Below are 14,683 nucleotides of genomic sequence, written 5' to 3'. Positions count from 1 at the left end.
GTTGGCTGAACCGTCATTGCCAGCAGGTTGGCACAACATATGAGTTCAGTCAGCTGCAAGGTCGTTCTCTTTTTGCAGGGACCTCCAGGAGTGTTTGCCCGCACAATTGCGGACAGCCTGGAGAAACGCGACGTGAAAACGCTTCGCGTGAACTTATCTGCAGGCGATTGGCTTGGTTGGCACGATCGAAGATGTACCTCCTACCGTGGAAGCCTGGAGAATTGGCCCGACTGGCTCAGAGCCTTTTGTCTGGAGAACCAGGTCACTCACATCGTCTACTATGCCGACAGGGTTCCTTATCACGTCGCTGCAGCCGAGATTGGCGATGAACTTGGTATATGCTGTATGACATTTGAAAACGGCTATCTGCGGCCAGACTGGATTACGCTTGAACATGTCGGCATGTCGGCGCATTCCCGTTTCCCGGAAGATGCTGGTCACATCAAAGAAGCAGCTGAAACGCTACCTGATGTCGATCGCGAGGCGCGATACAAATACCCGTTTATCAATGAAGCCGTGAACGAAGTGACGTACAACATGGCCAATGTGATATTTGCTTTGGCTTATCCAGGATATGTACGCGATAAACTGTATCATCCCTTGCTTGACTACCTGAGCAATATTCCTCGCTTTACCTTTGCCAAAAGTCGAAACCGACGTGCCTTGCACGTCATCGACGACATCATTGCAACCGGGCTGCCTTACTACGTATTTCCTTTACAGCTTCAAAGCGATTACCAGCTTCGATTCAATTCACAGTATGATCACATTGCTGAGGCAGCGGAAGAAGTCATTCATTCATTTTCTCAACATGCGCCGTCTGCTGCACGTCTTGTTTTCAAAGTACATCCACTCGACAACGGAATTGAGCCCTGGTCTCGCATTTTGAAGTCCATTTCGAAAGAGTATGGAGTAAAGAAGAGAGTTCTGTTGGTCGATGGTGGTAATCTTGACCAACTGCTCAAACACGCAAGTGGCGCACTGACCATCAACAGTACAACAGGGCTGCATTCGCTTCGTGTAGGCTGCCCAACAAAAGTTCTCGGCATTGCGCTTTACGATATCGACGGATTGACCTGTCAGAAATCACTGGATGAATTCTGGCGTGAAGGAAGTGAACCAGACGTTGAGCTCAGAGATGCGCTGGAGCGCTTGCTGGCGGCAAGCATTCAGGTCAAGGGGTGTTTTTACACTAAGGAAGGTCGAGAAGCCGCAGCAGAACTGATGGCGCAGCGGATGATTGCTGGTACTGTCAATTTGCCGGATGCTCTTTGTCAAATCCCGCCACGCCTAAAAAAAGCTCGAGCGCGGGGAATTGCGACGACATTTGCCGAGCAATTGAAAACGCGCGGCCGCACGGAACGCTGGTCTCATGTCTGGCGAGGCTAACGACCCTCACTGCGACACGCCTCTTTTGGTGTCCGAAAGAGCTATCCTTTTTCTACAAGGACCTTTGTCGCCATTCTACCGACAGGCAGGCGACATCTTAAGGCAAAAGGGGTACCGGGTTCATAGACTGAACTTTTGTGCGGGTGATTGGCTTCACTGGCACGGTGAGGGATGCACAAGCTATAAGAGCGACGAACGACATTGGCCGGAGTTCATCGCCGAGTTCTTAAGCAAAAACCAGATAACTGATCTTGTACTTCACGGTGATCAGCGCCTCTATCATCGACTTGCGATCGAAGCAGCATTGAAAACCGAAGTCTTCGTTGCCGTAACTGAGCTGGGAGCGCTACGCCCTGGTTGGATGACACTGGAACGGAACGGTCTTTCGACCTTAAGCCACTTTCCAGTAAACGCTGACGAGATTCGTGAAATTGCGAAGAGGGCAGGCGATGTGGATTTGAGCCCTCTTTATCCAAGTTCATTCTGGCTGCAGACTGCACCTGATGTGACTTACAACTTGATCAATGTCTTCCTGAAGGTTCTCTACCCGAACTACCAACGGCATACGATCTATCCGCCTGTATCAGAGTATTTGAGAGGTGCATTGCGCCTGATTTCACAAGGCAAACGTGACAGGGTTGTACAGCGTGATGTTGGCACCCTTAAAAAGTCGGGAAAACCATTTTTCTTGCTGCCCTTGCAGTTGGAAGGGGACTTTCAGCTTCGAAGGCACTCACCTTACGATAGCTTTGCTGAAGTTATTGATGTTGTTTTCAGGTCGTTTGCAAAGAATGGCCCTCAAGATGACTGTCTCGTTTTGAAAACCCACCCGCTCGATGTCGGATTTGAAAACTGGCGAGAAGCGAGTTTGTCGCTTGCTCATCAACATGGCCTGTCAAAAAGGCTATTATTCCTCGATGGCGGGCGTTTGTCCGATCTTTTCGACGCGGCGAGAGGCGTCGTGACATTAAATTCGACTGCCGGTGTGGAAGCTTTACAGGCAGGTCTACCGGTTAAAACGCTGGTGCCGGCACATTATGATATTGAGGGATTGACGCATCAGGGAGACCTAGAAAGTTTCTGGCAATCACCGCAGAAACCTGATCTGGAACTTTTGGGCTGTTACATCCGGGCACTCGCCGCAACAACACAAATTCGCGGATCGATACACAATCGCAAAGGAACGCGAATTGCAGCAGAAAATCTTGCCAATCATATCGCAGATAGAACAATAAATCCGCTAGGCGCATTTGTTGATCCTCCGCCGAGACTCACAAGAGCACGAGAGCTCGGAGTACCCTTGTGATGAATTGGCTTCCATCGAGAAAACGAAAGAGGCTGGTGGTGGCACCAGACTTGCTGGACATCAAACCCAAGCTATTAACGGCCATGGGTGCTGGTTTTTTGCAGGGGGCGGACCTGAACAATCCAGTCTGTGCGATGTCGACGAAGTCTCTGATGAAAAATAGTTTTAAAGAGCAATATGCAAGTGCGTCTCACGCCCTTGTCTTGGCAGGTCCTGCGCCACTAAACGCAAAGAGAGTGCCTGGCAGTTTAATTGTCTTGCCAATCGAGAGCTCCTGGCTTCTGGAAGATGATGTTTTTTCCAAGATTGCTCTCGGCCTCGTAAAAATGTGTTCCGCCGGGCTCCGGGAAAATGAAACATCATTTGAGTTCGTTGGGAGTTGGCGCACGAGTGGCTTGGCCTGCGAACTGGCCGGTGAAACCGCTGTAGCCGAAAGCGAATGCGTTGATTGTGAAAATATTCTCTCAGATCGCTCAGATTCGGTTGACCGAAATGGCTTTTGGAATGCTCTAAAAAGCGCTTGTCTGACAGAGGCGACGCAGTTGGACAAAGTCCTGAACTGGATCCTTCTCCGCCACACGGCCTGGTACTCGCCTTATTCTGGGGCACTCCTATCGTCTCGTGAAGCTTTCGAGATTTTTGCCTTGGTCCAAGCTAACTGGCAAAAAAACGAGAAACCGGTTCATGCCTTTGGTGCGCAATATTGGAACCATCCCTCAATTGCCGCTACTTTTTCCGGTAAAGGCGGCCCGGTAGAGTTCCACGAAACCAAAGAAGAGGCGATTTCCGCAGCTGAGGCTAATGGGGGAGAAATCGTGTCTTGGGCGGGCAGAACTGACAAAGGGTTTGAGGTCGATTGCGAGAAAAAAAACATCCCACTTTCGAGGATTGAGGATGGTTTTCTGAGGTCTGTAGGCCTAGGGGCGGGACTTGCCCGAGGTGCTATGTTGGCAGTTGATGACCTTGGGATCTACTATGATCCGTCACGACCAAGCCGTCTTGAGGCTCTACTGAGAAACGAAGATCTAACCGCAACCGAAGTGGCACGCGGCCGTGATCTGGTTTCTTTGATCAAGACTGCCCGTGTGTCGAAATATAACTTCGGAAAGTCCAAACAATTCAAGTTTCCAGAGGATCGGAAGACAATTCTGGTCCCTGGTCAGGTCGCTGATGATGCCGCAATCCGTAAATCCTTGTCCGCAACGATCGATTGTGCCACAACGCCAAATGTCAATCTGGATTTGCTAAAACTCACGCGAGAACGCAATCCTGACGCCTTTCTCGTCTTCAAGCCACATCCGGATGTGGAAACAGGACTTCGAAAAGGGCGTGTTCCAAGGAACGTTGCACTTCAATATGCCGACGTAATTGCTGAAGATGCCAACATTGTTGATCTCATAGAAGCAGTCGAGGCCTTGGAAACGTTCTCCTCCCTTTCTGGTTTCGAAGCGTTGTTACGAGACAAGGAAGTGACCGTACACGGGGCACCTTTTTATGCAGGATGGGGCCTTACCAAAGATCTGACGAAAATTGAGGGACGTGGTCGGGGCCGCTCCATGCCCGAATTGGTTTATTTGGCGATCGTGCGTTACTCGCGAACAATCGACCCAGTGTCGCTACTGCCCTGTACGCCAGAATATCTGATATCAAGGCTCTCCGAACAACGGCAAGATCGTCGCCATCTTATTGTAACGGCAGTTAAACGGCATTCATCCTGGCTAGGGCGCAAGCTTGGTATCTAGGCGTCGCAATCCCGAGAGGACTTTGAAGCATGACAATAAGGGATACCAGGGTCATCGTTTTGACGGGTGCAAGTGGCGGTATAGGGCAAGCGCTTGCACGTGAATTCGCGAAGGAAAACGTCTATTTCGCTCTAATCGCAAGGGATGAAGCGCGCTTGCATCCCTTATTGCAAGAGATACGCGCACTCGGCTCGGATGGTGAAATTGCAGCGATCGATATTCGCGATCGTCAAGAAATACATGAATTTTTGCATGACCTTGATGGGCGTCATCCAATCGATCTCGTCATCGCAAACGCAGGCGTGACTGCAGGCCTTGGTCCCAACAGAACGAGAGAAAGTGACCAGGATAGCGATCGGCAAATCGACGTGAACTACAAGGGAGTTGTAAACACTGTAACTGGGGCAGTTGGCGCGCTGCAGAAGCGTGGAAAAGGCCAGATTGTGCTGATGTCATCGCTGGCAGGTATGCGCGCACTGCCGGACATGCCTTCCTATAGCGCAACCAAGGCGGCGGTCATTGCATACGGCCATGCGCTGCGCGGTTGGTTGAAGCCATTTGGTGTTGCTGTGACGATTATCTGTCCAGGATTTGTGACTTCACCGATGTCTGAGCGTCACAAAGGGGCGAAGCCATTTGAAATATCAGCCGAAAAGGCGGCTCGACATATGCGGCGTGCCATAAATCGACAACAAGCATTTTACGCTTTTCCCTTCATTCTGGCGATGGCAATCCGCTTGCAGAACCTGTTGCCGGCAAAGATCGGTGACTTATTCCTCGGCGGTTTTGAGGCTGATATTGAACAGGACCCAAGATATCTCAATAAAAAGGGCTCTTAGTAAGCGAGCCCTAAGTTTATTGAGTGCTGCGCAGTTTTAGATGGCTCTATCTTTTATCTGGCAGCCTTGATGAGTCTGTCGACAGCGGTGCCATCTGAACGCATGGCGTCAAGTTCTTCGACAGTTGCTTGAACTGCCCGCTCGATTTGTTCTGGAGTGTGTTCACTAGTAATGAAAAAGCGAATGCGCGCTGACTTCTCTGGAACTGCTGGGAAGATGATCGGTAGTGCGTTTATTCCCCTTGCTAGCAATCTGTTTGACAGTGTTGCTGCGCTCGCAGAATCGCCGACAATGACAGGCACCACAGCATAGCCGGCACTGGGTCCTGTGTTGAGGTTCGCTTCTTTTGCTAGCTTTAAGAACAGTGCCCCGTTTTTTTGAAGTTTTGTTACGCGCTCCGGCTCCTGAAGCATCAGTTCAGCTGACGCAATGGCCGCTCCAGCCAATGCCGCGGACATTCCGACTGAAAAAACAAATCCGGGTGCTGAGACTTTCAAGTAGTCGCAAAGGACTTTCGAGCCAGCAATGTAGCCTCCGCATGACGAAAATGTCTTGCTAAGCGTTCCCATCCATATTTCAACTTCATTCGGGTCGATGTCGAAATGTTCAGAAATGCCTCTGCCAGTTTTTCCCAACACACCGATAGAATGGGCTTCGTCAACCATTAGCCAGGCATCGTAAGCCTGTTTGAGCGCAATCACGCGCTTGAGATCCGGAAAGTCTCCATCCATTGAATAAAGGCCTTCGACGATCACCAGCACTTTGTCGAATTTGTGCCTGTGGTCAGCTAAGAGCTTTTCCAATGCATCGAGGTTGTCATGCGGGAAATTCATGCGTGTGGCGCCGGAGAGCCTGGCGCCTTCGGCAATCGAGTTGTGCACGAAGGAATCTGTCAAAATCAGATCTCCTTTGTGCATCAGGTGACCGATCGTAGTTACATTTGTTGCATGGCCCGACACCATGACCACCGAAGACTCAACACCGTGAATGCGTGCAAGAATGGCTTCGAGTTCCGCATGGAATGGTCGCTCGCCAGCAACAATCCGGCTGGCCGAAACACTTGTTCCAAAGTGTTCGACTGCAGCTGTGGCGGCCGCATTCACTTTTGGATGACCGTTCAAGCCAATGTAATTGTAGGATGCAAAATTATCATAGTTGCTGCCTTCAATTACGCTCGTGCCAGATGCCAATCCGTCGTGGGGCCTGAAAAACGGGTTTTCAATACCCATCATGTCAGCAGCGGCCTTGTGCATCTGCAGCTGCTTGATTTGCGGAAGTTCCTTAAAGTCGTAAACCTTGCGCTTCGGCGCCGCCGGTTTTTTGCGGGCAGGGGCATCTGAGGCGCGCCCCCTTGTGGAGCGTCGGTTTGCTTTCAAGCTGTCCATCAGCTTGGCGCGATCGTCTGCGCCCATTCCGGTATTCCTTTATGTTGCCGGTTACAGGAAAGAACCAAGTTCCCGGCTTTTGTTTTCAACTTCTGCTGCAACGTCTGAAAGATCTTCTGTTTCCGGCCGTTCGTCGTCCATATGCAAGCTTGCAAGTTGTTGTGTCTCGTCGGAGATGCCTGTTGCATTTTCTTCGCCGAGCACACGGTTGGCGACCCGACCAGAAAGATCGATGAGTGTAGCTCCGTTCGCAAGAGACATAAGCGGTATATCGATACCCAACTGCCGTTCGGCGCTCATGCGCAGCTCCAGAGCCATCAAGGAATCCATGCCAATATCAGACAAAGGCTTGTGCGGATCAATTTCCTCAGGTGCAATCCTCAAGATCTTACCGATTTCGGCAGCTAGCAACTTGGCGACAGTTTGTGCGGCTGTAACTTGATCCATGCCTTCAAGCATTGCTGCCAGATCAACCATCCCATCTGCGCCGGCGTCGTCTTCGTCGCCAAGTCCCAACAGGCTGACCAGTGGTGTTCCAACCAGCGTTAGGTCTTTGCGGGCAGCTTGCCAGTCGATCCGCGCAAAACCGACGGAAGCCTGTGAGACGTCATGGGTTGCGGACTGCGCAAGTAGCGACATAAGACCGTCAAGCGCCTCCTTGGCAGTCAATGCATGACGACCCAGCTTGCGAGACAGCATCTCGTTGACGTCTTCATTTCGAGCCAAATACCCAGCGTCGGAGATTGCACCCCAGGCAACCGCCAGCCCAGGCTTGCCCTCTGCACGCCTCCGGCGTGCCAAGCCTTCCAGATACCCGTTCGCAGCAACGTAATTTGCCTGTCCTGGATTTCCGACAAGCGTAGTAGCAGACGAATACAGCACGAAATGGTCAAGTGGATCGTCTTCAGTAAATCGGTCCAGAAGCTCTGCGCCGCGAATCTTGGGTGCAAGAACGCTTGTCAGACCGTCATGATCCATGTTAGCGAGCAAGACGTCGTTGAGTACCATCGCAGTGTGGAAGACGCCTTTGATCTGTTTTCCACGAGCCCGGATTTCTCTGAGAGCAGTTCTTACAGCGTCTTCATCGGTGATGTCGCATGAGATGCCGTCAATGGAAACCTTGCGTTCCTCAAGTTCACGAATGACGGCCTTAGCTTCGTCACTGGTCGCGCCACGTCGGCTTAGGACAGCGAGATTTCTGGCACCATGATCGGCAAGCCGATGCAAGAGAGCTGCACCAAAGCCACCGAAGCCCCCGGCAATGACGTAAACAGCGTCGCCATCGAACTCGACGACAGATTGGGTGGCGACTGCCTCTGGAACCTGCGGCGGACGGATCACAATTTTTCCGATATGCCCGGCCTGTTGCATAAGACGAAATGCGTCGACTGCGTCTGATGCTTCGAATACGCGGTGAGGGAGCGGTTTTAGAACGCCATCTTCAAACAATTCAACCAACTTGACAAAAAGGTCGACTGCCAATTGAGGCTGACGCGTCAGAAGCTGGTCGGCGTCTATGCCGAAATAGGTCAGATTCTGCCTGAATGGCCGGAGACCGATACGCGTGTTACTGTAATAGTCTCGTTTTCCAAGCTCCAGGAAACGTCCAAACGGCTTCAGCACTTCTATACTGCGTTCCATCGCTTCGCCGAAGAGAGAATTCAGAACAACGTCGACGCCTTCGCCTCGTGTTTCCTCCATCACAGCATCGACAAAAGCCAGGCTGCGCGAGTCGAGGACGACGTCTGCGCCAAGTAATGTCAGAGTGTTGCGCTTGTCTTCAGATCCCGCGGTTGCGATAATTTTGGCACCGCGCCACTTTGCGATCTGCAGTGCAGCCAGACCAACACCACCAGCGCCACCATGTATCAGGACAGTGTCGTCCTTTGACAATTCAGCAAGATGCACCAGTGCATAATATGCAGTCAGGAAGGTCACTGGAATTGTTGCTGCCTCTTCGGGCGAAACCGTACGAGGCATGGGGGCGCATCCGGCTTCTGCGACTGTGACATGTGTTGCAAAACAAGCAGGTGCAAAGGTAATAACTTTGTCGCCGGGCTGGAAGCGTGTCACGTCTGGTCCGCAACCGACAACGTGTCCGCAGCATTCCATTCCGAGTGTAGGCCCCGCAAAGCCATCTTCGAGCGCTTCTTCCGGCAACAATCCAAGAGCCCACATCACGTCACGGAAATTCAATCCGCTGGCGTCGACCGCAATCTCAACGTCGCTTCCTTGCAAGGGCTTGCGTTCAACGGCTTGCCATTTCAGCTGATCCAGCGACCCTTGCCTCTGGATATCAAGCATCATTGCCGGTCGAGCACCTTCCGGAAGAGTTGCTTCCGGCAGAACACCACCTCTGAGGAGCCGAATACCTGATCGAGTTTCGCTGTTTAGGACGATTTCTCTCTCGCAGTTCTCGATCAGTATTTCGTCGGCAACGCGTGCCGCCGCTATACCCGGTTCCAGGTCTGGAGAGACATCGATCAGTTTCAAGTTGGCATCAGGGTACTCGTTCATAACTACCCGGCCAAATGCCCAGATCCCTGCCTGACTGGGCACTGCAGACTTGCCACCTGCAATGTCCTGAGCACCGGCCGGAGAAACAAGTGTAAATTCGCCAGTATTCGGCCCAAGTGCCTTGAGTAAAGCCATGAGGCTGTAGGCTCTTGTGTCAACAGATTTCAGTGCATCTGTGTCGTCGGCGTATGAGCCCAATAAATGAACGACCCGTCCTTGATGATCGGCCAACAGCTTGTTCAAGGCGACATCGGGGGATGTGCTCAGCTTGTCTGCGTCGAGTGCCGCACTCCATATGTCCTCACCAAGTTCTTCTGTAACTTCGCCAGGAACCAACAGGGTTGCCGTGTGACCATTGCGTTCAAGGCAAGACTTCAGCCCCTCGGCAAGCCGATGTGAAGTACCATCTGCATCGGTCAGTAGCAGGTAAGATTTTTGTAATTCTTGAGCGTTTGAAGCAGCTGAGTCGGCGTTCGTGGTCTCATCAGAAACACTCTCAGGCGCACGAGCGGCAATCAAGTCGGCTTCGATTTGTGCACTCTTTAGCGGTACACTTTCAACCAATCGGAAACCTGCGGCTTCCAGTGGTTTGGTCCAGTCGCTTTGTTGCTTGGTTACCGGGAATTCCGCCGTTGCCGTATCGTCCCACCAGGAACTTCCAACACCCATGATCATATCGATCAATGGGTGTGGCAAAGCCTCAGCCGCAAGGATCAGGCCATTGGTCAATGCTGAACTCGCAAACCGTTTAAGCGTTTCAGCTTCGATGTCTGCAAGAGACGTATCGAAAAGTATGATGTCGAAATAATTGTCAAACTTGAAGTCGGCTTCTGTTGGCTCGACAAATTCAGTTGCAGACGAACCTTGCCAAAGACGTTCACCGCGCCCGACTTGCGCTGAAGTCGCATCGGTCACAGTCAGGGCCATATGTGTCGGATCTAGGACTGTGTCGAGATTTGCGGCAAGCGCGCTTGTTGCACCAACAAGCAAAATCCGAAGCACTTGGTCTTTCGGCCAAGTCTCTACGGATTTCAGTGCGCATTTCTGGAGCGCGTCGGTCAAAGCGCGTTTCCCAGGCGAAGAAGCCTTGTAGGCCTCAAACAGGCTGGAGGAATAGAGTTTGTTGGCAGTGTCCTCCAAACCATCGGATAGGATAGTTTCAAGTCCTGTCCAAAGACGTGCAAGAAGGGCGGCCTCGGCTATGTGTTCACCACCGCCGTCTGTCAGTGCTTGCAGCAGTTCTGCCGAAGACGGAAATTCTTCAGGGTTCTTGAGGTCGAAGCCGTTTTCACCTTCGTTGCAAAGGCCGCTTTCGCACAGCCATAGGAATAAAGTGGAAGCAAGCGGACCCGAGGTTTCATGCAACTCGCCGGAAGCCATCAAATCCGGAACCCGGACAATTCGAGTGCCGAACTTATTGAAGAGAGTTTGATGGGCAATCGTTCTGCCAAGTGCCTCAATCAGCACTCGGCTGTCATCAAGCTCCTCATTATCAGAACCTGCAAGTCCGAGGTCTGCTGCCAGCGCCTCAATTCCCTTGAACGTTTGTTCTAGCGGAGATGTTCGATCACTCTCCGGAAGAATGGATGCTATCTGCCGGTAAACCAGGTCATCCGGCCTCACATCCTGCCCAAGTGTGACAGCTTTGAATCGAGACTTGTTCAGACGAGCGACAGTCAGACCATCAGCGTCGAGAAACTCGAAACTTGCCTCGATTGATCGAGGTGAGGCTTTGGTGACTTCAATTCGAACGGTGGTCGGTCTGGTGTCCGGCGCCAAAAGCCGAAGCGTACCCAATCTGATTGGCAGGAACGACGTATTTTGCGGGATATCTTCAACACCGTCCAGCAGGGCGAAAAGACCATGGAAACCGGCATCGACAAGAGTTGGACAAAGAGCAAATGATAGCGGCTCAACAGTGCTATCCTGGCCAAGAAGGGAGACAGTCGCAGTTGTATCGCTATGCTTTACGACTTTGTCGGCGCGACGGAATGCAGGCCCGTAATTCAGGCCGAAGGTCTCCGTTATCTTGTAGAGTTCGTCATGGCTCAACTGGGAAACCGACTGCTCGCCAGTCTTGAGCCACGGTGTCCGGGACGAAGTCGATGGCGTGATAAAGGTTCCCCGGGCATTCAAGGACCAGTCATTGTCGGAGAGCCTTGGCCTTGACAGTATTTCAACAACACTGTCGTCGGGAGAAATTCTGACTTGCGTTTCCCAGACTTCGTCGCCTTCAATCACCAGAGGACGAACAATGTCGAAATCTCGCAATTCAATTATTTCGCCCTGCGTCCAGCGCAAAGCCGCGCGAAGGCTCATCTCGATATAACCGGCCGCGGGAAACACAACACTGTCCTCAACCTTGTGATCCTGAAGGAAGGGAAGAGAGCCGCTGTCAATATGGTTGAACCATTCCGCAGTGTCTTTGCGGAGCCTGTGTCCGAGCAAGGGCCAGTTTTGGCCAAACATAAAATCAATGTGCTCAGGACTGTTTTCTGGCCGATATTCCGAATTTTGCCAGGGGTAGGAAGGAAGTGGGCGCAAACGCGCAGGTTTCGGCCCCACATATTTTTCAAGTTCGGTAACGCCACCATTTGCAAGGATCGACGCGGCAATCCGGTCAAGTGGATTGCCTTCACTCGCTTCAGAGCTCTTCGATGGCTCCTTCAGCGTTTCCAGGAATTTGGCCTTCTTGCCTTTCGAACGCAGGACGTCATTCACATATGTGCCCAATACGGCCTTGGGGCCAATTTCAACCAACACTGAGAAATCGTCGGCTGCCATGTTTTCAATTGCAGCTGCAAATTTCACGGGCTGGCGCACATTTTTCCACCAGTACTCGGCCGACACCTTGGCGTCGGGCAACTCTGGCGTCACCGTCGAATAAAAGGGAAGAGCGGCGTGCGAGGGTTTCAGGCCTTTGAGAGCCGCCAATAGTGGTTTTTCAATCGGGTCAACAAGCGCACTGTGGAAGGGATATGCCAGATTGAGCTTCCGCATGGCCCATTTCTTTTTCCGTGCGAATTTGGCAAACGCGTCAAGGCTCTCACTATCGCCCGAAATGGTGACACTGCGAGGACTGTTATCAGCCGCCAGCTCCAAACGGGGTAAGCCGCTCTCCTTGATGGCTTCAACAGCTTTTTCCGCTGGAAGCAGCAATGCTCCCATAGAACCGAGGTCGCGGACAACCTCCTGTTCGCTTGATCGGGCTCTAATGACTTTAACGGCCTGCTCAAGATCAAGCGCGCCGGCACACCAAGCAGCCGCAACCTCACCGACTGAATGACCGGTTGTGCCCGAGGCCTCAATGCCTCTGTCCCGCAAGGCTTCTACAATGGCAACCTGAATTGCAAACAGAAGCGGTTGCGCGACCTCGGACCTTTCCAGATCGCTTTCCAGATCTTCTGCAAAGAGTGTGGTGACAAGGGACCATCCGCTGAGCCCCATGAAAATCTTGTCGACCTTGTCGAAAGAATTCCGGAATGCAATGTCTGCCTGATAGGCCTCTTGGCCCATACCAGCCCATTGTGAACCATTCCCGGAAAAGACAAACCCAACCTTGGCATCAGGCTTGATGATGCTTCCGGCAATCAGATTGTCACTTTCATTTCCGTCTTCAGAAAATGCACGAAGAGCATCCGCTTTTTCCGACTTCGTCTTTCCCAGAACGACAAGCCGTTCTGACAGTAGATCACGGGCGTGAGCGCTCGTCGAAATCAGGTCTGCAACACTTTCATTTGGCTCGTCTGATAGAAAGTCCAGATACCTACCGGCCAGCTCTTGAAGCGCTTCCTTGGAACGAGCGCTGACGACAAGTGGGGCTTCAGCCGTAAGCGATTGCTTTGATTTCTTTTTCCGTAGAACGGGAAGCGGGTCCGGGTCACCAATGATGGCATGAGCGTTGGTACCGCCAAAGCCGAAGGAATTGATCCCCGCCAGTCTGCGTTTCCCATTTCGCTCAAGCGAAACGGCTTGATCGGCGACCTTCAGGTTCAGTTCATCAAAAGGGATATCCGGATTAGGCGTGTTGAAATGCAGGGACTTCGGAAAAGTGTCTTCCCGAAGCGCCATGACGGATTTCAGCAAGCCTATCAGGCCAGACACGGGCTCAAGGTGACCAACATTTGTTTTCACCGAGCCGATCGGAAGAACATCGCTTCGTTTTTGGCCAATGACCTTGCCAAGTGCGTCTGCTTCAGCCGGGTCACCAACTCGCGTTCCAGTCCCGTGCGCTTCGACAAAGGCAAGTTCTGAAGGATCTATTTCCAGACCGTCATAAATCTCCCGAAGCAGATCTGCTTGGGCATAGGGAGAGGGCAGCGACAGACCTACTGTTCTTCCGTCGGCGTTAATCCCGGTTGCCAGCAATTTTCCGTGGCTTTTGGAGCCTTCTGGTATTCCTGCGCGGTCTGCCCGCAAAACCAGTACTGCGCCACCTTCCGAACGCACATATCCATCGCCGTTGGCGTCAAAAGCCTGACAGAGACCGGTCGGCGAGAGCATTGTCGCCCTTGAGAAGCCGACAAAGGCAAATGGACTGAGAAGCAGGCTGACGCCGCAAACAATAGCGGTGTCAATCTGTCCACTTTCGATGGCGGACACGGCTTCATGCAAGGCGACGATGGAGGAGGAACAAGCTGTATCAACGGTGAAGCTTGGGCCCCTAAGATCGTAAATGTAAGAAATACGGTTTGAGACAATGGACAGCGTATTGCCGGTCATGAATTGCATGTCGGCCATTGCAGGATCCACCAAAAAACGATGGTGGTAATCCAATGAGGATGCGCCTACATAAACCCCGGTATTTGAACCAGCCAGATCGCTCGGACGCATATTCGCATGTTCAAGTGCTTCCCAAACCAACTGAAGAAGCAATCTTTGCTGTGGGTCCATTTGGACCGCTTCCCGTGGGGAAATGCCAAAAAATGATGGGTCGAAGCCCCAGACATCATCAAGTTGCCCGGCTGCCCAAGTATACGTTTTTCCGGAAGTGGATTGTGAAGGATGTGAAAAACGTGTCAGCGGCCAGCGTTCCGGCGATACGGAACTCACTGCACATTCGCCATTCTTCAAAAGAGACCAGAATTCACCAGAATCATTGGCACCTGGGAGACGCGTAGAATAACCGAGAATGTTTATGTTTGAGGTAAGAGACGCCACAGAACAACCTGTTTTATTTATCGAGATCGGTCAAGTCATTGAGGTATTTAATAAATTAATGGTCAGCGAATTCGCATCTCAAACAGCTCCCTCAAGCTTTAAACCTGCCTGGCACAACCGATCCCCGAATACATGTGCACAAGCTTATCGCATGCTTCTGAGCGTTTCCAGCATCAGAAACCCGCAATGAATGGGAACCTTTAACTCAAGCTGGAAACTTCTGGAAGACATTATGCAAAAAATCCGCAGGTCTTCCTTCAGTTATTGCTAACGTGCATCAGTTTTTTGCAGCAAGCACTATGAATTTGCACAAAAAAAGACGCCTAGCAGATTGCCGGGCGTCCT

At 51.8% G+C, this 14,683-nt stretch carries 6 protein-coding genes; 4 read left to right on the top strand and 2 right to left on the bottom strand.

Annotated elements, in window-relative coordinates; translation table 11 throughout:
* Window positions 1-39 precede the first annotated feature (39 nt).
* From K1718_RS16985 to K1718_RS16970, 4 genes are read left to right on the top strand one after another with little or no spacing between them, the layout of a single operon-like run.
* Window positions 40-1,389: a capsule biosynthesis protein gene (locus tag K1718_RS16985; protein WP_265681453.1), complete on the top strand. Its 1,350-nt coding sequence runs from the start codon at window positions 40-42 to the stop codon at window positions 1,387-1,389.
* Window positions 1,373-2,695 (top strand): capsule biosynthesis protein, encoded by a 1,323-nt coding sequence (locus K1718_RS16980; RefSeq protein ID WP_265681454.1) that lies wholly within the window; start codon window positions 1,373-1,375, stop codon window positions 2,693-2,695. Before K1718_RS16985 ends, K1718_RS16980 begins: the two co-directional genes overlap by 17 nt.
* Before the next feature lie 50 nt (window positions 2,696-2,745).
* Window positions 2,746-4,437 carry a capsular polysaccharide export protein, LipB/KpsS family gene (locus K1718_RS16975; RefSeq protein WP_265681455.1) on the top strand — a complete coding sequence of 564 codons (1,692 nt, stop codon included), beginning with the start codon at window positions 2,746-2,748 and terminating at the stop codon, window positions 4,435-4,437.
* Between the two features lie 29 nt (window positions 4,438-4,466).
* A complete protein-coding gene (locus tag K1718_RS16970; protein WP_265681456.1) occupies window positions 4,467-5,276 on the top strand; it encodes an SDR family NAD(P)-dependent oxidoreductase in 810 nt (269 codons plus the stop codon).
* A gap of 53 nt (window positions 5,277-5,329) precedes the next feature.
* Here K1718_RS16970 and K1718_RS16965 read toward each other — a convergent pair whose 3' ends face one another.
* Together K1718_RS16965 and K1718_RS16960 are read right to left on the bottom strand one after the other, a co-directional pair.
* The gene (locus K1718_RS16965; RefSeq protein ID WP_265681457.1) at window positions 5,330-6,688 is read right to left on the bottom strand and encodes an aminotransferase class I/II-fold pyridoxal phosphate-dependent enzyme; all 1,359 of its coding nucleotides are present in this window, start codon (window positions 6,686-6,688) and stop codon (window positions 5,330-5,332) included.
* 24 nt (window positions 6,689-6,712) lie between these two features.
* Window positions 6,713-14,338, bottom strand: coding sequence for a type I polyketide synthase (locus K1718_RS16960; protein ID WP_265681458.1), 7,626 nt, complete (start codon window positions 14,336-14,338; stop codon window positions 6,713-6,715).
* Window positions 14,339-14,683: the final 345 nt, after the last annotated feature.

The sequence above is a fragment of the Roseibium porphyridii genome (assembly GCF_026191725.2).
GTDB classification, from domain to species: Bacteria; Pseudomonadota; Alphaproteobacteria; order Rhizobiales; family Stappiaceae; genus Roseibium; species Roseibium porphyridii.
The sequence above is the reverse complement of the archived record's forward strand: the minus strand, read 5'-3'. Positions and strand labels throughout refer to the sequence as shown.

Excerpts from the sequence above, each read along its gene's own strand:
- K1718_RS16985 (WP_265681453.1), top strand. The coding sequence starts at position 40 with ATGAGTTCAGTCAGCTGCAAGGTCGTTCTCTTTTTGCAGGGACCTCCA.
- K1718_RS16980 (WP_265681454.1), top strand. The coding sequence starts at position 1,373 with ATGTCTGGCGAGGCTAACGACCCTCACTGCGACACGCCTCTTTTGGTG.
- K1718_RS16970 (WP_265681456.1), top strand. The coding sequence starts at position 4,467 with ATGACAATAAGGGATACCAGGGTCATCGTTTTGACGGGTGCAAGTGGC.
- K1718_RS16965 (WP_265681457.1), bottom strand. The coding sequence starts at position 6,688 with ATGGGCGCAGACGATCGCGCCAAGCTGATGGACAGCTTGAAAGCAAAC.